Annotated in this window: 22 protein-coding genes and 2 pseudogenes; 9 read left to right on the top strand and 15 right to left on the bottom strand. The window is 72.7% G+C overall.

The window, feature by feature from the left end; all coding sequences use genetic code 11:
• Positions 1-37: 37 nt before the first annotated feature.
• A pseudogene (locus tag KSP35_RS26320) lies at positions 38-415 on the bottom strand (branched-chain amino acid ABC transporter permease); the annotation flags it as partial.
• Here KSP35_RS26320 and KSP35_RS24945 point away from each other — a divergent pair.
• Complete coding sequence (locus KSP35_RS24945) at positions 348-695, top strand: hypothetical protein (protein WP_254126893.1); 348 nt, start codon at positions 348-350, stop codon at positions 693-695. The pseudogene KSP35_RS26320 and the gene KSP35_RS24945 sit on opposite strands and share 68 nt — an antisense overlap.
• 29 nt (positions 696-724) lie before the next feature.
• Here KSP35_RS24945 and KSP35_RS26315 read toward each other — a convergent pair.
• The 3 genes and pseudogenes from KSP35_RS26315 to KSP35_RS23460 form a co-directional block, all read right to left on the bottom strand.
• Positions 725-1,504, bottom strand: a pseudogene (locus KSP35_RS26315) (branched-chain amino acid ABC transporter permease); the annotation flags it as partial.
• Positions 1,505-1,743: 239 nt separating this feature from the next.
• On the bottom strand, positions 1,744-2,241 hold the full coding sequence (locus KSP35_RS23465) for an SRPBCC family protein (protein ID WP_216998182.1): 498 nt from the start codon (positions 2,239-2,241) through the stop codon (positions 1,744-1,746).
• Between the two features lie 9 nt (positions 2,242-2,250).
• Positions 2,251-3,015: a CPBP family intramembrane glutamic endopeptidase gene (locus KSP35_RS23460; RefSeq protein ID WP_216998181.1), complete on the bottom strand. Its 765-nt coding sequence runs from the start codon at positions 3,013-3,015 to the stop codon at positions 2,251-2,253.
• On the opposite strand from KSP35_RS23460, the gene KSP35_RS23455 reads away from it, so the two are divergent.
• Positions 2,999-3,871, top strand: a complete 873-nt coding sequence (locus tag KSP35_RS23455) for an NAD-dependent epimerase/dehydratase family protein (protein WP_216998180.1) — start codon at positions 2,999-3,001, stop codon at positions 3,869-3,871. The genes KSP35_RS23460 and KSP35_RS23455 overlap by 17 nt on opposite strands.
• Before the next feature lie 9 nt (positions 3,872-3,880).
• On the opposite strand, the gene KSP35_RS23450 is transcribed toward KSP35_RS23455, so the two are convergent.
• The 5 genes from KSP35_RS23450 to KSP35_RS23430 are packed head-to-tail and all read right to left on the bottom strand — an operon-like array spanning position 3,881 to position 7,970.
• Entirely contained in the window at positions 3,881-4,162 is a 282-nt protein-coding gene (locus KSP35_RS23450; protein ID WP_254126892.1) for a 4a-hydroxytetrahydrobiopterin dehydratase, read from the bottom strand.
• 29 nt (positions 4,163-4,191) lie between these two features.
• Positions 4,192-6,168 (bottom strand): hypothetical protein, encoded by a 1,977-nt coding sequence (locus KSP35_RS23445; protein WP_216998178.1) that lies wholly within the window; start codon positions 6,166-6,168, stop codon positions 4,192-4,194.
• 49 nt (positions 6,169-6,217) lie between these two features.
• Positions 6,218-7,009 carry a Fe-S cluster assembly ATPase SufC gene (sufC, locus tag KSP35_RS23440; protein ID WP_216998177.1) on the bottom strand — a complete coding sequence of 264 codons (792 nt, stop codon included), beginning with the start codon at positions 7,007-7,009 and terminating at the stop codon, positions 6,218-6,220.
• Positions 7,006-7,344, bottom strand: a complete 339-nt coding sequence (locus tag KSP35_RS23435) for a non-heme iron oxygenase ferredoxin subunit (protein WP_216998176.1) — start codon at positions 7,342-7,344, stop codon at positions 7,006-7,008. Before KSP35_RS23435 ends, sufC begins: the two co-directional genes overlap by 4 nt.
• Positions 7,341-7,970, bottom strand: coding sequence for a SufD family Fe-S cluster assembly protein (locus KSP35_RS23430; protein WP_216998175.1), 630 nt, complete (start codon positions 7,968-7,970; stop codon positions 7,341-7,343). The genes KSP35_RS23435 and KSP35_RS23430 overlap by 4 nt, the downstream gene beginning before the upstream one ends.
• A 796-nt stretch (positions 7,971-8,766) precedes the next feature.
• Here KSP35_RS23430 and KSP35_RS23425 point away from each other — a divergent pair.
• Positions 8,767-9,129 carry a hypothetical protein gene (locus tag KSP35_RS23425; protein ID WP_216998174.1) on the top strand — a complete coding sequence of 121 codons (363 nt, stop codon included), beginning with the start codon at positions 8,767-8,769 and terminating at the stop codon, positions 9,127-9,129.
• Positions 9,130-9,162: 33 nt separating this feature from the next.
• Here KSP35_RS23425 and KSP35_RS23420 read toward each other — a convergent pair whose 3' ends face one another.
• Complete coding sequence (locus KSP35_RS23420) at positions 9,163-10,158, bottom strand: OmpA family protein (RefSeq protein WP_216998173.1); 996 nt, start codon at positions 10,156-10,158, stop codon at positions 9,163-9,165.
• A gap of 175 nt (positions 10,159-10,333) precedes the next feature.
• Between KSP35_RS23420 and coaA the strand changes: the two genes are divergently transcribed.
• Positions 10,334-11,257 carry a type I pantothenate kinase gene (gene coaA, locus KSP35_RS23415; protein WP_254126891.1) on the top strand — a complete coding sequence of 308 codons (924 nt, stop codon included), beginning with the start codon at positions 10,334-10,336 and terminating at the stop codon, positions 11,255-11,257.
• A gap of 123 nt (positions 11,258-11,380) precedes the next feature.
• Here the strand turns inward: coaA and KSP35_RS23410 are convergent, their stop codons facing one another.
• Complete coding sequence (locus KSP35_RS23410) at positions 11,381-12,541, bottom strand: sorbosone dehydrogenase family protein (protein WP_216998171.1); 1,161 nt, start codon at positions 12,539-12,541, stop codon at positions 11,381-11,383.
• 108 nt (positions 12,542-12,649) lie between these two features.
• Between KSP35_RS23410 and KSP35_RS23405 the strand changes: the two genes are divergently transcribed.
• Positions 12,650-13,456, top strand: coding sequence for an MOSC domain-containing protein (locus tag KSP35_RS23405; protein WP_216998170.1), 807 nt, complete (start codon positions 12,650-12,652; stop codon positions 13,454-13,456).
• Positions 13,457-13,543: 87 nt separating this feature from the next.
• Here the strand turns inward: KSP35_RS23405 and sufB are convergent, their stop codons facing one another.
• Both sufB and KSP35_RS23395 read right to left on the bottom strand, forming a co-directional pair.
• Positions 13,544-14,941: a Fe-S cluster assembly protein SufB gene (gene sufB / locus KSP35_RS23400; RefSeq protein WP_216998169.1), complete on the bottom strand. Its 1,398-nt coding sequence runs from the start codon at positions 14,939-14,941 to the stop codon at positions 13,544-13,546.
• A gap of 132 nt (positions 14,942-15,073) precedes the next feature.
• Complete coding sequence (locus tag KSP35_RS23395; protein WP_216998168.1) at positions 15,074-16,048, bottom strand: aldo/keto reductase; 975 nt, start codon at positions 16,046-16,048, stop codon at positions 15,074-15,076.
• A 167-nt stretch (positions 16,049-16,215) separates the two neighbouring features.
• Here KSP35_RS23395 and KSP35_RS23390 point away from each other — a divergent pair, with 167 nt between their 5' ends.
• From KSP35_RS23390 to KSP35_RS23375, 4 genes are all read left to right on the top strand, one after another.
• Positions 16,216-17,208, top strand: coding sequence for a GDSL-type esterase/lipase family protein (locus KSP35_RS23390; protein WP_216998167.1), 993 nt, complete (start codon positions 16,216-16,218; stop codon positions 17,206-17,208).
• 136 nt (positions 17,209-17,344) lie between these two features.
• Positions 17,345-19,180, top strand: coding sequence for an MBOAT family protein (locus KSP35_RS23385; RefSeq protein WP_216998166.1), 1,836 nt, complete (start codon positions 17,345-17,347; stop codon positions 19,178-19,180).
• 89 nt (positions 19,181-19,269) lie between these two features.
• The gene (locus KSP35_RS23380) at positions 19,270-20,193 is read left to right on the top strand and encodes a DUF459 domain-containing protein (RefSeq protein WP_216998165.1); all 924 of its coding nucleotides are present in this window, start codon (positions 19,270-19,272) and stop codon (positions 20,191-20,193) included.
• A gap of 100 nt (positions 20,194-20,293) precedes the next feature.
• The gene (locus KSP35_RS23375; protein ID WP_216998164.1) at positions 20,294-21,625 is read left to right on the top strand and encodes an aspartate aminotransferase family protein; all 1,332 of its coding nucleotides are present in this window, start codon (positions 20,294-20,296) and stop codon (positions 21,623-21,625) included.
• On the opposite strand, the gene KSP35_RS23370 is transcribed toward KSP35_RS23375, so the two are convergent.
• Both KSP35_RS23370 and KSP35_RS23365 read right to left on the bottom strand, forming a co-directional pair.
• A complete protein-coding gene (locus KSP35_RS23370; RefSeq protein WP_216998163.1) occupies positions 21,597-22,103 on the bottom strand; it encodes a hypothetical protein in 507 nt (168 codons plus the stop codon). The two genes, KSP35_RS23375 and KSP35_RS23370, sit on opposite strands and share 29 nt — an antisense overlap.
• 208 nt (positions 22,104-22,311) lie before the next feature.
• Positions 22,312-22,653: a hypothetical protein gene (locus KSP35_RS23365; protein WP_216998162.1), complete on the bottom strand. Its 342-nt coding sequence runs from the start codon at positions 22,651-22,653 to the stop codon at positions 22,312-22,314.
• Positions 22,654-22,777 lie beyond the last annotated feature (124 nt).

Below are 22,777 nucleotides of genomic sequence, written 5' to 3'. Positions count from 1 at the left end.
GCAGCACCCGACCGGTGCGGCTGCGCCGGATGCCGGCGACCGCCAGGAAGCCCAGCACCACCACCACCAGCACGACCTCGTACATGGCCGCCTGGCTGGACAGGTCGAAGGTGCGGAACAGCGCCGGGCGGGCCAGCCGGTCGCGCGGGATCCAGGTCTGCTCCTTGCGGTTCAGCAGGTAGTTCGACGACGCCAGGGAGAAGGCCAGGGTGGTCACGGCCAGGTACAGGCCCGGGAGGCGCAGGGCCGGGAGCCCGACCACCACGGCCACGAGGGCACCGGCGAGGCCGGCGAGGATCAGCGCCAGGGACAGGTCGAGGTGCCAGGTCTGGGTGGCGATGGCGCCCATGACCCCGCCCACGGCCACGAAGGACATCTGCCCGAGCGACACCTGGCCGGCCCAGCCGGTGAGCACCACCACCGAGAGCGTGATGAGGGCGAAGGCCACCACGGTGGCGGCCTTGAGCTCGTCGCCGGCACCGAGCACCAGCGGGGCCAGCGCCGCCAGCACCACCACGAGGATGGGCAGGCCCACCCGGGCGATGCGCACCACCGGCAGGTCGCGCAGCTCACGGGGCACGGGCCGCACCTCGTCGGCCGCGCTCCACGACGACGAGCCGTCGGTGTCGACCCGGCGGGTGCCGGCTCGACGGGCCACCAGCCCCACCAGGATCACCGCGGCCAGCACCACGTAGGTGCGCCCGGGCGAGTTCGGGTTGTTGACGTCGATGCCCTGGCCGAGGATGCGCAGCGCCACCGCTGATGCGGTGACCGCCGGGAGGTTGTCGAGCCGGCCCAGCACCAGGGCCCCCAGCGCGAACACCAGCGTCTGCGGCGTGAGGGTGACGCCGCTGCCGACGCCGAAGATCGAGGCGTGGAGGAACACGCCCACGAACGAGAGGGTGGCCGCCACGCCCCAGACCAGCGTCTGGATGCGGCGCACGGGGATGCCGAGCAGGGCGGCCCGGTCGGCGCGCTCGGCGCTGGCCCGCACCGCGATGCCGAGGTCGGTGCCCCGCAGGAACAGGGCGAGGGCCACCAGCAGCAGGGGCGCCACCACGAGGGCCACGATCTCGCTCCCGCCGAAGCGCTGCGTGCCGATGGTGAAGCTGGCCGAGATCGGGTCGGGGATGCGCTGCTCGGCGAAGATGTCCTTGCCCCACCACCGCGGCAGCAAGGTGGCGCACACCGCCAGCAGCTGCGAGATGCCGAGGGTGGCCACGGTGAGCAGCAGGCGGGGCGAGCGGGCGAAGCGGCGGATGATCGCCAGCTCGACCACCACGCCGAGCACGATCGCCGAGGCGAGGCCGGCGGCGATGCCGACCAGGTAGGGCACGCCGGTGATGGTGACCAGGCCGACCACCAGGGTGGTGGGCACCGTTCCCAGGTCGCTCTGGGCGAAGTTCAAGATCCGGTTGGCCCGGTAGACGAGGGCGAGGCCCAGCGCCACCAGCGCCGAGAGCAGGCCCGAGATCACGCCGAGCGACCACGGCCCGGGCCCCATCGGGTACGCCACGAGCTGCAGCAGCACGATCAGCAGGGCGGGGGCGAACGGGGCCAGCGCACCCAGTGGGAGGACCTGGCGGCGTTCGCTGACGCGGGTCATGTGCTGGCGGGCCCCTCGTGACGATCGGCCAACCCACAGGTCCCCTGACACCGTGGGCGAAGTCCTTGCACCGTAGCTGCAAATACCGTGCCGTGTCGGATGTCACGTTGCGCCGTGCCGGCGCTCGCCGGCGTCGGTCAGGCCGGTTCGGGGCTGGCCACGAACTTGGGGTCGAGGCCCAGCCGCTCGTAGAGGTTGCGGGCGAACCGGTTGCCGGTCTTCTCCATGGTGGTGGCCATCACCTTCTCGACCGCCCGCTTGGCCGCCCGGGGCAGCGGGAGCTCGGCGGTGATGGTGATGTCGATGGCCAGCTGGGTGCCGCCGTCGGGCCCGTCGCTGAGGAGGTAGGTGCCGGTGGCGCCGGCGCGCTGCTCGCCGAAGGGCGGGTCGGGCTCGAAGTCGATGCGCTCTCCGTCGACGAAGGCCATGCGCTCGGTGAACGCCGGGGCGACGCTCACGCCCAGCGCCGAGATGCCGTTCAGCTGCCAGCACCACAGGTCACCGTCGGCCGAGATGGCCTTCACCAGCGGGGTCAGGTCGGCCAGGGCACCGGGGTCGGAGAGGACCTTCCAGATGGCATCTCGCGGGGCAGGCACCACTGCGGTGGATCGGTTGCGGGAGCTGAAGCTGGCCATCGCCCCGGACTACCCGGCGGGGTCGGGCTCGACCACGAGGGGGGCTGGTGATCGGTCACACGACGCCCCGTCGGCCAGGGGTGCGGCGTCGGCCGCACCCACCCGTCGGCCGCAGCCCCGCAGGGGCCAGACGAAGGTGAGCGCCCCGGTCCAGAGCACGTGGGCGACGACCGGCGCGAGCAGCCCGTCGGTCAGCCAGAGCAGGCCGCCCCACACCGCCCCGCCGAGGAGGGCGGCCAGGGTGAGGGCCCACTTGCCCGCCACCACCTGGACCAGCGTGTAGACGACCACCGCGCCGAGCAGGCCGAGCCGCCCCTGCACGAACCCGCGGAAGAACAGCTCCTCGGCCACGGCCATGGCCACCACCGGGCCCACCATGGTGGACACCCGGTCGCCCTCGCGGAGCGAGTAGAGGTCGGTGATCTGGTCGAGGAAGCCGGGGAACAGCCGACACAGCACGCTGTGGCCGATGTGGGTCGCCACCAGCCAGGCGGCCCCGATGCCGAGACCGGCGGCCAGCGCCACCGGGGAGATGGGCCCCACCACCGTGGTGAGGCGGTCGGTCGCCGCCATGGCGGCCACCGCGAAGGCCGACAGCACGCCGGCGGTGAACCAGGTGCGGGGCCAGATGCCCTCGGGCGGGCGGCGGAAGAGGAAGGCCCAGGCCGCCAGGGCGAGCACCAGCCCCGCGACGAGGAGCAGCGATCCGAGCATCACCAGAGACTGCCCGCTCCCGCCCGTGGGCAGGACCGGCGCCATGGAGATCTTCGTCACGGGCGCCACCGGCGCCATCGGCCGTCCGCTCACCGAGGCGCTGGCGGCTGCAGGCCACGAGGTGGTGGCCGGCACCCGCCACCCCGAGGCCTACCGGGGCCCGGGTCGAGCGGTGCAGTTCGACCTCGACGCCCACGGGCGCGCCGACCCGGGCGAAGCGGCCCGCACCGCCGATGCCGCCTTCTACCTCGTGCACGCCCTCGACCAGCGCTCCTTCGCCCAGGTCGACCGGGACCGCGCCGAGCGCTTCGCCGACCTGTGGGGAGCCGACCGCCCGGTCGTCTACCTCGGGGGCTTGGGCGAGCCCGGCCTCGGCTCGCCGCACCTGCGCTCGCGCCACGAGGTGGGCCTCATCCTCCGCCGCCGGTGCGAGACCATCGAGCTGCGGGCGGCGATGGTGCTGGGCGCCGAGAGCATCAGCTTCCAGCTGCTGGCCCGGCTCGGCCGGTTGGCCAGCTTCTCGCCGCTGCCGGTCCTGGCACCCCAGGCGTCACGGGCCCGCACCCAACCCATCGGCCAGGCCGACCTCGTCGCCGCCCTGGTGCACGCCTTGGAGCTTGAGCCGGGGAGCTACGACGTCGGCGGCCCGGAGGTCATCCGCTACGCCGACCTGATGGAGCGGGCCGCCCGAGCCCAGGGCCGGACGCTCAAGGTGCTGCCGGTCGTCCCCCTCGATCCCGAGTGGATCGGCCCGGCCACCTCCGTGGCGGCCGGCGTCGACCCGTGGGCCACCAGCGCGCTCTTCGCCGGGATGGGCGAGGAGACCGTCGTGCGACCCGACCACCGCGTGCCCGGCCCCGAGCTGGCCACCACGTCGATCGACGACGCCCTCGCCGCCGCCCTGGCCGGCCCCTGATTGCTTGGCCTACACGTCGTCGGGGGCATCGACGAGGGAGTTGATGGCCTCCGCCAGCGCCTGGTCTCGGCTCGTGAGGCCTCCGGCGTCGTGGCTGACCAGGTCGATGGTGACCGTGTTGTAGGAGTTCGACCAGTCCGGGTGGTGGTCCATGCGCTCGGCCTCGGCGGCCACCCGGGTCATGAAGGCGAACGCCTCGGTGAAGTCGGCGAACTCCAGCTCGCGGTGGAGGCGATCGCCGGTGAGCTCCCAGCCGTGGGGCGGTTCGATGGTGTCTTCGTCAGCTGCCATGGCGCCTTCCTGCCCGCGCCGACCGACCATCAGCCGCGCAGCGTCCGCCCGGTGGCGGCCTCGGCCTCCGCGACGGTGAGCCGCCGGACCTCGAGCACGTCGTCGCCCCAGTTCAAGGTGTTGCCGCTGTCGGCCAGGACGGCCAGCGCGTCCGGGTCGAGCTGGGGGCTGGTCAGGTAGCCGTGCTGCAGCAGCTTCACCACCGCGGTCACCTGCAGGACCCCTTCGGGCTTCTCGGCCAGCGCGTCGGCGGCGTAGCGCACCAGGCTGCGCTGGTCCGCCGTGCCGCCCAGCTGCTCGCGGGCGATCTCCTCCCCTCGCTCGCTGTACACCAGCGGCTGGCCGCGGAGCTGCGCAGCCAGCTTGGCGATCACCGGCCGGAGGGACGCCTTGAGGTCCTCGCGCCGGAGGAGGCGGCCGGGCAGCGGCGACGCGAAGGCGTCCTTGGTCGTGGCCACCAGCAGGACGGCGTCGACGTGCTCGCCGCGATCGAGGACCAGGTGGTCGCCCCAGCCGGCACCCAGGCCCTTGGTGACGCGCACCTCGTGGCCGGCCTCCACCAGGTCCAGCCCCACGGCGGGGCCGACGCTGAGGTTGGCCGACTGGCCGTGCATCAGCAGCAGCACCGTCTTGCGACCCTCGACCGAGCGGACGCCCGCGGCGCCCAGGCGTCGGGAGGTGCGGAAGACCTCCTCGTCCCGGCGGTCCTGCGGGCCGCCGACCGCGATGGCGCCGACGGCGAAGGCCAGCACCGCGCCCACCGCGGCCAGGCGCACCGGCGTCCCGAGCCGCGACTCGGCCACCGCCGGCCGGCGCGCGGCCAGCAGCGCGGCGGCGGCCCAGGCGAGCGAGAGGACCATGCCGATGCTGACCACGAAGGTCCAGCGGTAGAAGTTCAGGCGTCCCGACTCGATCGAGTCGGGGACGTTGGCACCGTTCAGCCCGCCGACGACCGCCAGCACCAGCGTCGTGGCGGCGAGCGTGGCGTGGGTCCGGGCGGTGCGCCAGCGCACCACGACGATCGCCGCGAGGGCGACGGCGACCGCCAGCGCCACGACGGCGGCGACCGGCGACAGGCGGGCCGTGAGGTCGTGGCCCGTGAGGTCGGTGCGGGCGATCATCGGCGGCAGCCCGAGCGCCCGGAGCGCCTGCACCGCACCGGCGCGAGGCCCGAGGGTGGGCCGGTCCGAGGACCGGGCGAACTCGAGCATGCGCCCGAGGTTGCCGTCGCCCCAGAACTGGTCGCCGATGACCGGGCCCCACGCCACCAGGGTCACGACCAGCCCGCCCGCCAGCCACGGCCAGGCCCGGGGCGCCTCGGCGGGCTCGTCGGCCGCCCGCCGGGCGCGAGCCCGCGCCACCAGGGCCAGGACGATGCCCACCGCCGCCCACGCCGCCGTGCCCACGCTGATGGTCACCAGCGCCAGGTGCTGCTGCGCGACGAAGGCGAAGGCGAAGGCGGCCAGCGGCACCAGGCGCAGGTCGCCGTCGAGCAGCGCCCAGGCCAGGGCGACCAGGGCGAGCAGCGGGATGCCGCCCATGTTCGAGCTGATGGGGTCGCTCAGGACGGCGAGCCCCTCGGACCAGGCGACGGCCGAGACCACCACCGCGGCGGCCAGGCCCACGGCTGGCCCGGCCCGGCGGAAGGCCACCCACGCCGCCACCAGCACCGCAGCCAGGTTGAACAGCGCAGCGCCCACCAGCATCCCGACGTCGGGGCCGAGCAGGCCCACCGGCCCGGCGAGCAGGTAGAACTCGATCGGCCCGGGGTGGTGGGGCGGGTCGACGTCGGCGTAGGCATCGGCCGTGCTGGGCTGGCCGATGCGCGGCAGGTGGCCGGCGAGCACGTCGTCGACGCGCAGGGCGATCAGGGCCTCGTCGTTGGTGGGCGTGTAGCCCTGGTGCACCGCCTTGGCCACGCTGGCCACGAACGGCGACGCCAGGAGGAGCGCCAGCACCACGGCCAGGACCCGGTCGCGAGCGTCGAGGTCTCGCAGCCGGTGCACGGGGCGAGAGGCTACCGGTGACCCCGCCGGGCGCCGGGGGTCCGCAGGATCAGCTGGCGAACGGGCCCGGCCCGAACGGGTCGGCGTAGGGGTCCGGTGCGGCTTCGGGCTCGTCGTCGACGTAGGCGGCGTAGCCGTCGACCTCGAGCTCGTCGGCCAGCTCCGGGCCGCCGGTGTGGCGGATCTGCCCCTTCACCAGGATGTGCACCTGGTCGACCTTGAGCTCGCGGAGGAGGCGGGTGTAGTGGGTGATGGCCAGCACGCCGAGGCCGAACTCGCTGGTGGCCTCCTCGACGCGGCGCGAGCAGTCGCGGAGCGCATCGACGTCGAGGCCGGAGTCGAGCTCGTCGAGGATGGCGATCTTGGGCTCGAGGACGCCGAGCTGCAGGGTCTCGTTGCGCTTCTTCTCGCCGCCGGAGAGGTCGACGTTCAGGTCCCGGCCGAGGAAGCGCTCGCCGAAGTGGATGCGCTCGGCCTCGGCCCCGATGCGGGCGCCGAGCCCGGAGGCGTCGCGGCCGCCGGCGGCGAACGACGCGGCGAGCATGGCCTCCACGGAAACGCCGGGCACCTCGGTGGGGTACTGCAGCGCGAGGAACAGCCCGGCCTGGGCGCGCTCCCAGGTGTCGAGCGCCAGGACGTCGACGCCGTCGAGGGTCACCGAGCCGCCGGTGATCTCGTAGCCGGGGCGGCCCATCACCACGTGGGAGAGGGTCGACTTGCCGGAGCCGTTGGGCCCCATGACGGCGTGGACCTCACCGCTGCGGACCACGAGGTCGATCCCGTTCAGGATCTCCTTGCCGTCGACGCCGGCGCGGAGGCCTTCGATCACGAGCTCGGTCATCGGGCTGCGGCCTCCTCAGGCTCGGGGAGGGTGACCACGACGGCGCCGTCGACGACGGCGACCTCGTACACGGGCACGGGGCGGGTGGCGGGGAAGGAGTCGGGCTCGCCGGTGACCAGCGAGAACGAGCTGCCGTGCTTCCAGCACTCGATGTGGCAGGTGTCGACATCGACCTCACCCTCGCTGAGGGAGATGTCGGCGTGGGTGCAGGTGTCGCCGATGACGTAGACGGCATCGTCGATGCGCACCACCGAGAGGCGGCGGCCCTCGACGTCGAACCGGGTGGCACCGCCGTCGGGCAGGTCGGCCAGCTGGGCCACGGTGACGGTGCTCATCGGAGGTCACCCGCCGTGCGGTCGAGCTTGTCGGCGATGCGGGTCCGCACCGCGGCGACGGCGCCGGCGGCAGGCAGGGCCCGCACCACCTCGTCGAAGAAGCCGGCCACGATCAAGCGGTCGGCGGTCTGCGGGGCGACGCCGCGGCTCTCGAGGTAGAAGCGCTGCTCGGCGTCGACCGGGCCCACGGTGGAGGCGTGGCTGCAGTGGACGTCGTTGGTCTCGATCTCGAGGTTCGGGACCGACTCGGCCCACGCGCCGTCGGAGAGCTTGATGTTGCGGTTGGTCTGGAAGGCGTTGGTGCCCCGGGCGGCCTTGTCGACCCGGATGAGGCCGGTGTACACCGACCGGCTGTGGCCGCCGACGGCCCCCTTGAACAGGAGGTTCGAGGTGGTGTCGGGCGCGCCGTGGTGCTGGAACGTGCGGAAGTCGAGCGTCTGGTCGCCCTCGCCGAAGTAGGCGGCGAGCAGGTCGCCGTTGGCGCCCCGACCGGCCAGGCGGCAGTCGGTGCGGATGCGGGCGTAGCTGCCGCCCAGCCCCACCAGCGCAGCCTTCAGGTCGGCCTCCTGGTCGATGCGGGCCACGAGCGAGCCCAACTGCCAGGCGGCGACGCCCAGCTCCTGCACGTGCAGGTAGCCGAGGCGCGCCCCGGGCGACCTCCAGCTCGGTGAGCGGGATGGAGAGGACGGCCTCCGGTCCGGAGGAGACGTGGTCGACGACGGTGGCCTCGGCGCCCTCGCCCAGCCGCACCACGAGGCGGGGGAACACGGCCAGACCGGCGGTGGCCAGGTGGTTGCTCACCAGGATCGCCCCGTCGAGCCGCACACCCCGCGGCACCGACACGACGATCGGGTCGACGGCGAAGGCGTCGTTGAGGGTGGCGAACACGTCCGGGCCGTCGGCGGCGACCGAGCCGAGCCCGGCGGCGTCCTCGGCCAGCGACGAGGCGGGGGCCACGACGACGCCCTTGGCGGTCCAGTCGGCCGGGACCTCGCTCACCGAGGCGACGCCGTCGACGATGGTCACGGTCACGGCGGCGCCGGCGAGGAGCTCGTCCGGGACGGGCGCCGCGCCGGCGGCGGTGCCGTCGGCGGGGGTCCAGGCGCCCAGGTCCAGCTCGCCGATGCGCGAGTAGCGCCACACCTCTTGCTCGGCCGAGGGCAGCTCGGCGGCGGCGAAGCGCTCGGCGGCGGCGACCCGACGGGCCCGCAGCCACTCGGGGCCGGCCAGGGCGGCGGCGGGATCGGCGGTGAACGAGCTCAGGACGACGGACCTCTTCGTGGGGCGGAACGGGCGCTGGTGCGCCCGATGACCGGACTTCGAGCCTACCGGCGCCCCGCCCGGGTCCCCAAGGTCGCCCGTTCGGGCGGCGGCGGGCCGCGCGCCCCCCGCGCACCGGGCCGCCGCTGGCACACTTGGGCCATGCCAATGAGGCAGGACTGCAAGTTCTTCGAATCCCGGACCTACGCCAACCGCGAGACGGTCCGGAAGTGCGACCTCGACCTGGCGCCCGAGGCGCCGTGGCGCTGCCCGAGCGACTGCCCGGCCTACCAGCCCCGCCTCGCGGACGTGAACTGGCAGCACGGCAGCCTGATCACCCCGCCGACCCCGGCGGAGCCCCCCGGGCTCGACGAGCGGGGCGACGACATCGCCGCGCTGCTCGACGCCGCCGAGGACATCGTCAACGCCGCCGGGCCCGAGATCATGGCCGAGCTGGCCGCCGAGCAGGGCAAGGCCAAGGGCGGCCGCATCTCGCGGCTGTTCAAGCGCAAGCCCCGAGGCTGACCGGGACGGGACCGGTCGGTCGCCCGCCGGCGATCACGCCATCAACAGGCCGTCGAGGGTGACCTGGATGCGCCGGTTGGCGGCCCGGCCCTCGACGGTGGCGTTGTCGCCCGCCGGGTCGGCGGCGCCCTTGCCGTCCACCGTGAACCGGCTGCGGTCCACCCCGCGCGCCTCCATCCAACCGGCCACGGCCCGGGCCCGCTGGATCGACAGCGCCACGTTGCGGCCGGCGTCGCCGGTGCTGTCGGCGTAGCCGGTGACGTGCATGCGCACGTTGGGGTGGGCGTCGAGGATGGCCTTCCACGCCTGCACCAGGCCGAGGTAGCCGCTCGTCACCTCGCTGCTGCCGGTGTCGTAGCGGACCTGCTCGGCCACCACCACCGGGAGGGCAGCGGGGATCTCCGAGGTGGCGTCGATGGTGAACCCGTCGACCACGTTGTCGGCGCCCACGATGGTGGCGGCCTTGCGCACCAGCGCGCCGGCGATGCGGCGGTCCGGGAGCGGGCCGGCGAGCACCAGCCGCCCACCGGTGAACCAGGCCTGCGGCGTGCTCACCTGCGGGGCCACCCGACCGTTGCGATCGCCTTGGTCCACGGTGGTCTCCGTTCCCTGCCCGGTCGGGGCGGGCGCTGCGTCGGGTGCTCGGTCGGGCTCGGTGGCGCCGCTCGTCGGCGACGCCGTGCGGTCGGTCCGGGCCGGTGCACCGATCTCGGTGCTCCTACCCCCGGTCGACGTTCCCCCGCCTCCACCGCCGGACCGGGCGAGGGCCACCGAGCCGGCCGCGACGCCCCCGACGGCCACGACCGCAGCGGCCACCAGCAACGGCGACACCGGCGTGCGCTCGCGCTCGGGCGGGGCGTTCAGCGCGTAGGGCAGGGCGCCGAGCTGGGGCAGGCGGCGGTCGCCGAGGTGGCCCACCTCGGGGCCGTGCATGTCGAGCCGGGGGTGGATGGACCCGATGGTGAGGGCTTCGCGGGCGGCGCCCGAGCCCTCGTCGGAGCGGGTGCGGTCCTCGGTGGCGTCGGTCATGGTCGGCTCCTGGGCGGGTGCGGGCCCCGTGGGACCGGCGCTACGGCGCGTGGCAACCAAGCCACGTACCGCCACTACGTACCCACCCGCCCGTCCGGATGACGGGTGCGGCGCACGTCACGCCCGCCCTGCTCGTTTGGCAGGTCGGGCCCCTCGCTCCGTAGCGTCACCGCCGGTGGATGCCGACCTCTACGAGTCGTTCTCTCGGGACCAGTGGCGCGCCCGCCGCGCCGCCACCCCGCTGACGCTCGACGCCGCCGACCTGGACGAGCTCCGCGGCCTGAACGAGGCGCTGGACCTGGACGAGGTCGAGTCGGTCTACCTGCCGCTCTCGCGGCTGGTGAACCTGCACGTGGCCGCGGTGCGCGCCCGGCAGAGCGCCACCGACACGTTCCTCGACATCGAGCACCCGCGGGTGCCCTACGTCATCGGCGTGGCGGGCAGCGTGGCGGTGGGCAAGAGCACCACCTCCCGCGTGCTCCAGGCCCTGCTCGGCCGCTGGCCGGACCACCCTCGCGTCGACCTGGTCACCACCGACGGCTTCCTGTTCCCGAACGCCGAGCTCGAGCGACGGGGCCTGCTCGGCCGCAAGGGCTTCCCCGAGAGCTACGACGTCCGCCGCCTGCTCGAGTTCCTGCGCCAGGTGAAGTCCGGCGCCGAAGAGGTCCGGGCCCCCACGTACTCCCACCTCGTCTACGACGTGCAGGGCCCCGAGCACGACGTCGTGGTCCAGCGCCCCGACATCGTCATCGTCGAGGGCCTCAACGTGCTCCAGGTCGGGCGGGGCACCACCTCGTTCGTGTCGGACTTCTTCGACATCTCGATCTACGTCGACGCCGAGGTCGAGGACGTGCGGCGCTGGTACATCGAGCGCTTCCAGACCCTCCGCAAGACGGTCTTCCAGCAGCCCGACTCGTACTTCACCCGCTACGCCGACCTGTCCGAGGACGAGGCCACCGCCATCGCCCTCGACATCTGGCGCGACATCAACGAGCGGAACCTGATCGCCAACATCGCCCCCACCCGCGATCGCGCCGGCGTGGTGCTCCAGAAGGGGCCCGACCACCGCGTCACCCAGGTCCTCCTCCGCCGCATCTGACTCCGCCGGCGACCACCCGCCCCGGACCACCGCCCACCCCTCTCGCAACTTGTGGGCCCAGGCTTCCGTTTTCGGCGGTGTGGGCCCACAAGTTCGAGGATGGCGGGGCACGGAGGGTGGGGGTCAGCCGCCGGGGGTGACCTTGAGGATGAAGCCGGGGTTGGCGTCCTGGGCGAGGTAGAGGTTGCCGTCGGGGCCCTGCACGGCCACGCGGAGGCGGCCCTGGGTCTTGATCTCCACCCACTGCGCCTCGACCTTCGCACCATCGGAGTCGAAGCCCAGCACCCGGAGCTGCTGGCCCTTGAGCACGGCGATGGCCAGCGCGCTCTGCCAGCCGGCCCACTGCTTGCCCTTGAGGAAGGTGCCGCCGCTCGGGGCGATGGTGGGGTTGCCCGAGGTCCAGACGGCCGGCTTGGCGTTCGGGTACTTGGTGAGGTTGGTCATGGGCTGGCTCTCGTCGTAGCCGGCCCCGCCCCCGGGCGGGCGCGGGTCCCAGCCGTAGTTGGCTCCGGCCACCAGCCGGTTGACCTCGTCGTCGCGGTCGGTGCCGTGCTCGATGGAGTACGCCTTGCCGCCCGGGCTGAAGGCGATGCCCTGCACGTTGCGGTGGCCGTAGGTGTAGATGCGGTGGTCGAACGGGGCGGTCTTGTTGCCGCTCACGCCGGCGCCGTCGGTGTTCACCCGCAGCACCTTGCCGCCGAGCGACGTGGGGCTCTGGGGGTTGGCACCCACCGCGGAGTCGCCGGTGCCGACCCAGATGTTGCCGTCGGGGCCGAAGCGGGGCCGGCAGCCGTTGTGGCGGCCGGTGGTGGAGGGGATGCCGGTGACCAGGTCGGCCCGGTTGGTGAGCGCGGTCACGCTGGCGTTGATGGTGAAGCGCACCAGGCGGACGTCGATGGCGCCGCCCTTGTTCGACTGGAAGCAGGCGTAGATCCGCCGGTTGTCGTTGAACTTCGGGTCGACGGCGATGCCCATCATCCCGCCCTCGCTGCGCACGACGACGTCCGACGGCGCGGCCAGGGTGACGATCGGGTTGCCGGCGGTGGCCTTGCGGAACTTGATCCGCCCCACCTTCTCGGTGAAGAGCATGCCGCCGCCCGGCGTGAAGGCGATGTCCCACGGCTGCTCGAGGCCGCTGACCACCGTCGAGGTGGTCAGGGTCTTGGGCTGCGTGCGGCAGCCGCTCAGGCCGGCGGCGCCGACGAGCAGCACCGCCGATGCGGCCAGGGCGGCGGCCCCCCGGCGGGTGCGGCGGGCTCGGGTGCTGGGGGTGCGGACGTCCATGCTGATCTCCCTCGGTCGCCCCTCCCCTTCCCCACCGTAGGTGACCTCACCTGCACGCGGCGCGCCGACCACACACCCGGGTGACCCTCCGGCTGGTAGCCATGGCCCATGGAAACGGCGCAGACCGCCATCGATCGACCGGCCGCCACCGACCTGGGCCGGGTGGCCCGCTGCTGGCGCTACCCCGTCAAGTCCCTGCAGGGGCTGGAGGTCGGGGCGATCGACGTCACGGCCACCGGCGTGGCGGGTGACCGCACCCACGGCCTCATCGGTGCCGGCGACGGCCACCTGCTGTCGGCCAAGCGCACCTCGGCGCTGCTCGATGCCTCGGCCACCGACCAGGCGATCACCCTGGCCGACGGCACCGTCATCGCCCTCGACGACCCCGACGCCGACGAGCGCCTCACCGCCTGGCTCGGGCGCCCCGTGCACCTGGCCCGCTCCGAGGGCACCGACCCGGTCAGCTACGAGATGACGTTCGACCCGCCCGACGACGGCGCCGAGTACTACGAGATCCCGGCCGCCCCCGGCTCGTTCCTGGACCTGGCAGCGGTGCACCTCGTCACCACGGCCACCCTCGACGGCCTGGCCGCCGCCCGCCCCGACCTCGACTGGGACGTGCGCCGCTTCCGCCCCAACCTGCTGCTCGACGTCGACGGGCCCACGTTCGTGGAGCAGGGCTGGATCGGCCGCCACGTGCGGGTGGGTACGGCGGTCCTGTCGATCGACACGCCGACGGTCCGCTGCGCCATGCCCCTGCGGGCCCAGCCCGGCGGGATCGAGCGCCAGCCCGAGATCTTCCGGGCCCTGAACGAGCTCAACACCGTGGCCCCCAACCACCTCGGCGCCTACTGCTCCGTGGTCACCCCCGGCGCGGTCCGCCCCGGCGACCCCGTCGAGCTCCTCGACGCCTAGCCACCCCCGGACGCGCCACGACCGCCCCGCAGGGCGGTCGTAGACGGATCGTGGAGCTGAGGCGATCGCCGGGCGATCGCCGGAGGCTCAGCCGACTGAGCCCTCCATCTGGAGCTCGATGAGGCGGGACCACTCGACCGCGTACTCCATGGGGAGGGTCTTGGTCACCGGCTCGATGAAGCCGTTGACCACCATCGACATGGCCTGGTCCTCGGAGAGGCCGCGGCTCATGAGGTAGAAGAGCTGCTCGTCGGCGACCTTCGACACGGTGGCCTCGTGGCCGACGATGGCGTCGCGGGCGCCGATCTCCATGTAGGGGTACGTGTCCGACGTGGAGTCGTCGTCGAGGATGAGGGCGTCGCACTGGACGTGGGACTTGCAGCCGTAGGCGCCGTCCTCCACGCGGATGAGGCCGCGGTAGCTGGTGCGGCCGCCGTCCTTCGAGATCGACTTGGAGACGATCTTCGACGTGGTCTCGGGCGCAGCGTGCACCATCTTGGAACCGGTGTCCTGGTGCTGGCCGGCGCCGGCGTAGGCCACCGAGAGCACCTCGCCGGAGGCCTTGGGGCCCACCAGCCAGACGGCCGGGTACTTCATGGTGAGGCGGCTGCCGATGTTGCCGTCGATCCACTCCATGTGGCCTTCGGCCTCGACCCGGGCCCGCTTGGTGACCAGGTTGAAGACGTTGTTCGACCAGTTCTGGATGGTGGTGTAGGTGACCCGGGCGCTGGGCTTCACCACGATCTCGACCACCGCGGAGTGCAGCGAGTCGGAGGTGTAGGTGGGCGCCGAGCAGCCCTCGATGTAGTGCACCTCGGAGCCCTCGTCGGCGATGATCAGCGTGCGCTCGAACTGGCCCATGTTCTCGGCGTTGATCCGGAAGTAGGCCTGCAGCGGCATGTCGACCTTGGTGTTGGGCGGCACGTAGATGAACGAGCCACCGGACCAGACCGAGGTGTTGAGGGCGGAGAACTTGTTGTCGTTCGCCGGGATGACCGTCCCGAAGTACTGCTTGACCAGCTCCGGGTGCTCGCGCAGGGCGGTGTCCATGTCGCAGAAGATGACGCCGAGGCGCTCGAGGTCCTCGCGGTTGCGGTGGAACACGACCTCGGACTCGTACTGGGCGGTGACGCCGGCGAGGTACTTGCGCTCGGCCTCCGGGATCCCCAGCTTCTCGTACGTCTGCTTGATGGCGTCCGGCAGGTCGTCCCACTCGTCGACCTGCGACTTGGTGGGCTTGATGTAATAGAAGATGTCGTCGAAGAAGATCTCCGACATGTCCCCGCCCCAGTTGGGCATGGGGCGCCGCTCGAAGGCCTTGAGGCTCTTCAGGCGGTTCTTGAGCATCCAGTCGGGCTCGCCCTTCATCCAGGACATCTCCTGGACGATGTCGGTGTTCAAGCCGCGCTTGGGCTTGAAGACGTAGTCCTCGGCGTCGGACCACCCGAGCTTGTAGCGCCCGAGATCGAGATCGGTGACGGCCATGCGTGGTTCCTCTGGGTGAAGGCGATGCCAGGTGGTCGGCCCGGCGCAGGAATTTCTCCTACGGCGATGGTAGCAATCCCCCCCGCCCCGGCCCCACCCCTGCGCCCGGGTGGTTCCCCGAGCGGCGCCCGGTCAGGGCAGCGGCACGCCCGCCGCGCCGAGGATGCGGTACACGTCGGTGCGGTCGAGGAAGACGTCGAGCGCGGCGCTGGCGGCCCGCAGCCGGGCCGGGTCCTGGGTGCCCAGGATCGCCACCGGCCGGAACGGCAGGGCCAGCACGAAGGCGAGGGCGAGCGCCGACCGGTCGACCTCTTCGCGGGCGGCCAGCTCGTCGATGACGGCCAGCAGCTCCGGCGCCACGCCCTCACCGGTGGCCAGGGCGCCTCGCCCGAGCGGGCTCCAGGCCAGCACGGCACGGTCGACGCGCATGGCGAGGTCGCCGGTGCCGTCGAGCAGCGGATCGAGGTGGAGCGCCGAGAGCTCGGGCTGGGTGGCGTCGATGGTGGCGGTGAGGTGGGCGTCGAGCGCCTCGGTCTGCGCCGGGGTGTGGTTCGACACGCCGACGCTGCGGATCTTGCCGGCGTCGACCAGGGCGTCGAGGGCGGTGGCCACCTCCGACGGGTGGGTCAGCAGGTCCGGCCGGTGCACCTGGTAGAGGTCGATGACGTCGACGCCGAGGCGGCGCAGCGAGTCCTCGCACGCGGTGACGAGGTGCTCCACCGACGAGTCGTAGGGCACCCCGGGCACGATGCCGCCCTTGGTGGCGAGGACCATGCGGTCCCGCAGGTCGGGCGACTCGGCGAGCACCTTGCCCAGCAGCTCCTCGGCCGCGCCGACGCCGGGCCCGCCGAAGCCGTTGCCGTAGATGTCGGCGGTGTCGATCAGGTCCATGCCCTCGTCGAGGGCCACCCCGATGAGCTCGCGGGCGTGGCCCACGTCGGAGCCCACGAAGCGCCAGCAGCCGAAGCCCAGCGGGCCCACCGGCTGGTCCGGCCCGATCCAGCGGGTGCCGATGTCGACCAGCGACACGGGGCCCTCGACCTCGCCGTCGTCGTCGAGCTCCTCGTCGGGCTCGGGGGTCTCGTGGTGGAGGTCGGCATCGGTCACGGGGCCGGATGGTACCGGCGGCCGCGCCGTGGCAGCCCAACGGCCCGGCCGGGCGAAAGGTCCGACCTCACGGCTCTGCGAGCGTGCGCACGCTCCGTGTGATCGGTCTGCGAGACTCCCACCCGGCCCGGGCGGGCCGCAGAGTCGACGCAGGTCGGAGAGCGGCGATGTCCGAAGAGCGCAACTTCCCGAAGGAACCGGAGCCACGCCGGCGCGTGCCGGCCGGGCAGGCGCTCGCCGTGGTGCTCGTGGCCCTCGTCGTCGGCTCGCTGCTCAACGCCGACCGCATGGCCCACACCGCCGAGACCCAGCCCTTCGGCTGGCAGCGCACCTGGGCCATGCGCCTGACGGCCCCGATCAAGTCCGTGAGCGACGCCACCGGCCTGAACCTCCCCCGCAAGGTGGTGTCCGACGCGGCAGGCACCACCGACGGCCCGCCGCCGGAGGACACCCGCACGGTGGTGACCGCCCCGCCCATCGCCGAGAGCGCCACGACCACCACCATCGCCCCGTTGAAGGTGCGGATCCCCACCGCGGCCGACCCGCTGCGCATCCACATCGCCGGCGACTCGCTGATGATCCCCGTGGGCCCGGCCATCCTCGCCCGCTTCGACGGCGATCCCGTCACCCTCACCGAGGGCTACAAGGCGGCCACCGGCCTGGCCCGGCCCGACGTCCTCAACTGGCCGGCCAAGCTGCGCACCGACATGGCGGCCAACGACCCCGACGTGGTGGTGCTCGGCTTCGGCGGCAACGACGCCCAGCCCATGGAGGGCCCCGACGGCCCCCTGCAGTCGGGGACGCCCGAGTGGGGCGCCGAGTACCAGCGGCGGGTGGCGCAGGTGCTCGACGCCGTGGAGAAGGAGGGCCGCACCCTCTACTGGATGAGCCTGCCGATCACCACCGCCGGCAACATCGAGAAGGCCCGGCCCTACATGCGCAAGGCCATCACCACCGAGATCGCGGCGAGGCCGTGGGCGCACTACGTCGACACCAGCAAGATCCTGACGCCGAACGGGTCCTTCACCGCCTACCTGCCCGACGGGTCGGGCCAGGTCAAGGTGCGCGAGGACGACGGGGTCCACCTGACCACCGCAGGCGCCACCCGGGCGGTGGTGCCCGTCTGCGACGACCTCGCCGAGGAGCGCAAGCTGGCCTGAGCGCACCCACCCCCGACGCCCCCGTCGGCCGGGAACCCTCCCGGGACCGGGGCGATACGCGAAACTCCCCCGGTCACCTCGGTCCCTCCCCGCCGACGACGACCCCCCTCCTCCCACAGGCGAGCTCCTCCGAACCGTGCTCTTCCCCACCATCCGCTTCGCCATGTTCTTCGCCGTCGTCATGCCGGCGAGCTGGCTCCTCATGCCCCTGCCCGGGCGGTCGCGCCAGCGTGGGGGCGAGGACCACACCCAGCCGTGGATCGTCCCCACCGGCCTGATCGCCGCCGCTGCGCTGCTCGGCCCCCTTGCGCCGTCGGGCGGCTGGCCCACGGCGCTGAAGGTCCTGCTCTGGCTGGCGGCGCTCGGCATCGCCGGCGTGGGCGTCGTGCGGTGGTTCGACCTCAAGGGGCTGACCCGCTGGAACGTCTTCATCCTCTTCGCCAGCTACGTCTTCTACGGCAACTACAACTGGCACTTCGTCGCCCTCCTCGCCGGCTCGACGGTGGTCAACCAGGTCCTGGCCGGCAACATCCACCGCCAGGACGACGAGCGGTCCCGCCGGCTCTGGCTCATCGTGGCGGTGGCCCTGAACCTCGGCGTGCTCGGGTGGTTCAAGTACAAGGGCTTCTTCACCGAGAGCGCCTCGAGCGCGCTCGAACCGCTCGGCATCCACTTCGTCCCGCCCGCCCGAGCGATCATCCCCCCGGTCGGCATCTCGTTCTTCACCTTCCAGGCCCTCAGCTACGTGATCGACACGTACCGCCGGAAGCTCGAGCCGGTGCCGCTGCTCGAGTTCGCCGTCTACCTCTCCTTCTTCCCGCACCTCGTGGCCGGCCCCATCGTTCGGGCCTCGGAGTTCCTGCCCCAGCTGCGCATCCCCCGCGACGCCCGACGGGTCGACAGCGGGCTGGCCTTCTGGCTGATCGCGGTGGGCCTGTTCAAGAAGGTGGTGGTCTCGAGCTACCTGGCCAGCGCCAGCGTCGACCCCGTGTTCCGCATCCCGCAGAACCACCAGGCCGTCGACACGCTGATCGGGATCTACGGCTACGCCATCCAGATCTACTGCGACTTCTCCGGCTACACGGACATGGCCATCGGTCTGGCGCTGCTGCTGGGCTTCCGCTTCCCGCAGAACTTCGACGCGCCCTACACCTCGGCCTCGCTGCAGGAGTTCTGGCGGCGGTGGCACATGACGCTGTCGCGCTGGCTGCGCGACTACCTCTACATCCCGCTCGGCGGCAACCAGCGGGGCCCGAACCGCGCCCTGCTGAACCTCTTCCTCACCATGCTCATCGGCGGGCTGTGGCACGGCGCGGCCTGGACGTTCATCGTGTGGGGCGCCCTCCACGGCGGGTGGCTGGCGGCCGAGCGCTGGCTGAAGGACCGCCCGAAGGCCGAGCCCGCCCTCGGTCCCGACGTGGGGGCCCCGCCCGCGCGGCCGTCGCGGCCGCCCGTCGGCGCCTCGGCCCGAGCCCGAGCACGCGCCCGGCTCAGCGGCGCCCTCGACGGCGACCCCGGCGAGGCCGCCGTCGATCCGGATGCCACCGAGACCGACCTGGTGGTCCGCACCGACGACGCCCAGGAGGCCGCCGCGGTTCCGTTCCGGCCGTCGCTGCCCTCGCTCGACTCGCTCTCCCCCACCACCCGCCTGTGGCTGGGTCGCCTCGTGACCTTCCACGTGGTGTGCCTCGGCTGGGTCTTCTTCCGGGCGCCCACCCTCACCGAGGCCTTCGCGGTGCTCAAGCGCCTGACCCACCTCGGCACCGGCTCGGGCATCAACCTGGTGGTGGTGGCCACCATTGCGGTCTTCCTCGCCTCGCAGTTCGTCCCGAGCGATGCCGTGGGCAAGGCGCAGGCCACCTTCAGCCGCATGCCCGTGTTGGTCCAGGGCGTCATCCTGGCGGTGTGGCTGGCCTTCACCAGCGCGCTGGCCCCGGCCGGCGTCCTCCCGTTCATCTACTTCGCCTTCTAGGGTCGGTCCTCCCCCCATGGCCGACGAGCACAACTTCCCCCCCGGAGCCCGAAGAGCGGCGCCGCGTCCCGGCCGGCCAGGCGCTGGCCGTGCTCCTGGTCTCCCTGGTGGTCGGCGCGTTCCTCAACGCCGACCGCATCGACACCACGGCCCACACGCAGCCCTTCGGTTGGCAGCGCACCTGGGCGCTGCGCATCACCGGACCCATCAAGGCCGTCAGCGATGCCACCCACCTGAACCGGCCCCGCAAGCTGCTGTCGGAGTCGGCCGGCAACAAGATCGAGCCGCCGCCGGAGGACACCCGCTCGGTGGTGACCGCACCGCCCACCATCCCCAACGCCACCACCACCACGACGGCACCCCCGGTGTTCCGGGTGCCCGCCGCCGCTGATCCCGTGCGCATCCTGGTGTCGGGCGACTCGCTCATGGGCTGGATCGGCCCGGCGCTCACCTCGGGCTTCGGCGGCGCGCCGGTGAAGATCACCGAGGACTGGAAGGTCGGCACCGGCCTCGCCCGCCCCGACGTCCTGAACTGGCCGGCGAAGCTCGCCGAGGACATGTCGGCCTACGACCCGGAGGTCGTGGTGGTGGGCTTCGGCGGCAACGATGCCCAGGGCATGCAGGGTCCCGACGGCGTGGTGAAGGTGGGGACCAAGGAGTGGGCGGCGGAGTACCAGCGGCGCGTGGCCCAGGTGCTCGACGCGATCGAGGGCCCGAACCGCACCGTGTACTGGATCGGGCTGCCCATCACCACCCGTGGCGACATCGAGAAGGTGGCGCCCGACATGGCCACCGCGGTCAAGACCGAGATCGCTGCCCGGCCCTGGGCGCACTACGTCGACACGCACGAGACCCTGTCGCCCGACGGCCGCTACACCGCCTACCTCCCCGACGGCTCCGGCGGCGAGGTCAAGGTCCGCGAGAACGACGGCGTGCACCCCAACCTGGCCGGGGCCCGGCGCATCGTCGAACCGCTCCTGGTCGACCTGCGCAAGGAGCGCAAGCTCACCTGAGCGGCGGCGCCCGACGACGGCGCCGACGACAGGTCCACGGTTTGTACCAGTAACAGTTCGACCTCTGTTCTCCGAGACCTGTGTCGAATACGATCCGGACATGCCGAGCGACGCCTACGCCAACGATCGAGCCCACGTCTTCCACTCGTGGTCGGCGCAGGGCGCGCTGAACCCCTTGGTGATCTCCGGCGGCGAGGGCGCCTGGATCTGGGACGAGGACGGCAACCGCTACCTCGACTTCTCCAGCCAGCTGATGAACGTCAACATCGGCCACCAGCACCCCAAGCTGGTGGCCGCCATCCAGGAGCAGGCCGCCACCCTGGCCACCATCGCCCCCTTCCACGCCAACGAGGCCCGCAGCGAGGCTGCTCGGCTCATCGCCGAGCTGGCCCCCGGCGACCTCGACATGGTGTTCTTCACCAACGGCGGCGCCGAGGCCAACGAGAACGCCATCCGCATGGCCAAGCTGCACACCGGCCGCCACAAGGTGCTGGCGATGTACCGCAGCTACCACGGCGCCACCGCCGGCTCCATCAGCCTCACCGGGGACCCCCGGCGCTGGCCCAGCGAGCCGGCGCTGCCCGGCGTCGTGCACTTCTGGGGCCCGTACCCCTACCGCTCCGCGTTCAACGCCACCTCCGAGGCCGAGGAGACCAGCCGGGCCCTGCAGCACCTGGCCGACACGATCATGGTCGAGGGCCCTGGCACCATCGCCGCCGTCATCCTCGAGCCGGTGGTGGGCACCAACGGCATCCTCGTGCCGCCTCCCGGCTACCTCGCCGGCGTGCGCGAGCTGTGCGACGCCAACGGCATCCTGCTCATCGCCGATGAGGTCATGGCCGGCTTCGGCCGGTGCGGCGAGTGGTTCTCGATCCAGCACTGGAACGTCACCCCGGACCTCATCTGCTTCGCCAAGGGCGTCAACAGCGGCTACGTCCCCCTGGGCGGGGTGGTCATCTCGCAGCGGGTGGCCGACACGTTCAAGGACCGGCCGTATCCCGGCGGCCTCACCTACTCCGGGCACCCCTTGGCGTGCGCCTCGGCGGTGGCCAGCATCGGCATCTTCAAGGAGGAGGGCCTGGTGGAGCGCTCGGCCACCCTCGGCGAGACCGTGGTCGGCCCCGGCCTGCGCGAGCTGCAGGACCGCCACCCCGCCATCGGCGACGTGCGCGGCCTCGGCCTGTTCTGGGCCGTCGAGCTGGTGAAGGACCGCGAGACCCGGGAGCAGCTGGTGCCGTTCAACGCCGCCGGCGCCGACGCCGCGCCCGTGGCCGAGGTGGTGGCGGCGTGCAAGAAGCAGGGCCTGCTGGTCTTCGCCCACTTCAACCGGGTCCACGTCACCCCGCCGCTGGTCACCAGCGAGGCCGACCTGCGCGCCGGCATCGCCATCCTCGACGAGGCGCTCACCCTCGCCGACGCCCACGTGGCCTGAGCAGACCCTTCCGACCCAGCAGGCCCTGCAGCTCGCGCGCCTGGTCGGCGGCGAGTGCAGTGCGGGGGATCCAGTCGTGGCGGTGGCCGCGCCGCAGGATCCAGAGGCCCCGCGCCGTGCCGGCGCTGGTGTAGCGGTCCCACGGGTGTGCGTCCGCCACGCCCGCGTCGTCCACCGAGCGGTAGCCCTGCTCGTCGCAGGTGACGGTGACGGTGCGGGGGCCGACGGGCGGGCGGCCGACGGCGAGACGGGTCGCCCCGGCGATCAGCACCCAGCCCGCCACCAGGGTGCCGAGCCCGGCCAGCACCCCCACCTGCCAACCGATGACGCCGGTGAGCAGCACGACGCCGACCCATGCACCGCCGATCCAGCCTCGCCAGGCGGTGCGGAAGGCCCCGAGGGTGCCCTCGGCGTCGACCAGGAACGAGGCGGCGACCGCTCCTCGCGCCGCCGGGCCCGATCCGTCCGCTCCTGCCATGGCGGCGCACCCTAGGCCCGGGCGCGGACGAGGGGCGGTGCCGTCCAGCAGCACCGCCCCTCGTTGGTCGCCGGGGGGACCCGCCCGGGGGAGGTGGGCGGGGATCGTTCAGGAGGGGGCTACTCGCCGCCCTCCTTGAGCTCGATGGTGGCGGCCTTGAAGTCGTCGCCGGTGACGTCGACGTCCTTGGCCACGGCGACCCCGGCCATCAGGCCATGCCCCCCGAGACTTCGATGCCGACCACCTTGACGAAGGCCGCGATCCCTGGACTGATGATTCGGTCACAAACCGATCCATCGAACCATCGCGTGCCACCAGCGCCGGTCTCGCTCCGATACTCGCACTCGATCCGTTCGACGGTGAAGTTCGGAACACACCCATTGTCGTAGCCCGAGTTTCTTTCCACGTGTCGCACCACCGAACGTGCGGTGCGAAACTCCTCGTAATACACCTTGCACGCGTGGCCGTCGTTGTAGACGGTGCCGGAGAAGCCAGGTCCAACTCGCACGTAGTGGGTCGGGCCACAACCGGCAAGCACCAGCATGCTCACGACTGCCGCCAGTGCAGCAACTGCGGGCCTATGCGTCCTCATCATCATCGTCCCTTCGAACGCGTGCGAGGTAGCGAGACGGAAGAGCCGGGAACCATGTGTTCATGACGGGCCCGGGACGACC

This window comes from Aquihabitans sp. G128 (genome assembly GCF_019048865.1).
Lineage (GTDB): Bacteria > Actinomycetota > Acidimicrobiia > Acidimicrobiales > Iamiaceae > Aquihabitans.
Note: the sequence above shows the minus strand (reverse complement) of the source record. Positions and strands in the feature narration are given on the sequence as shown.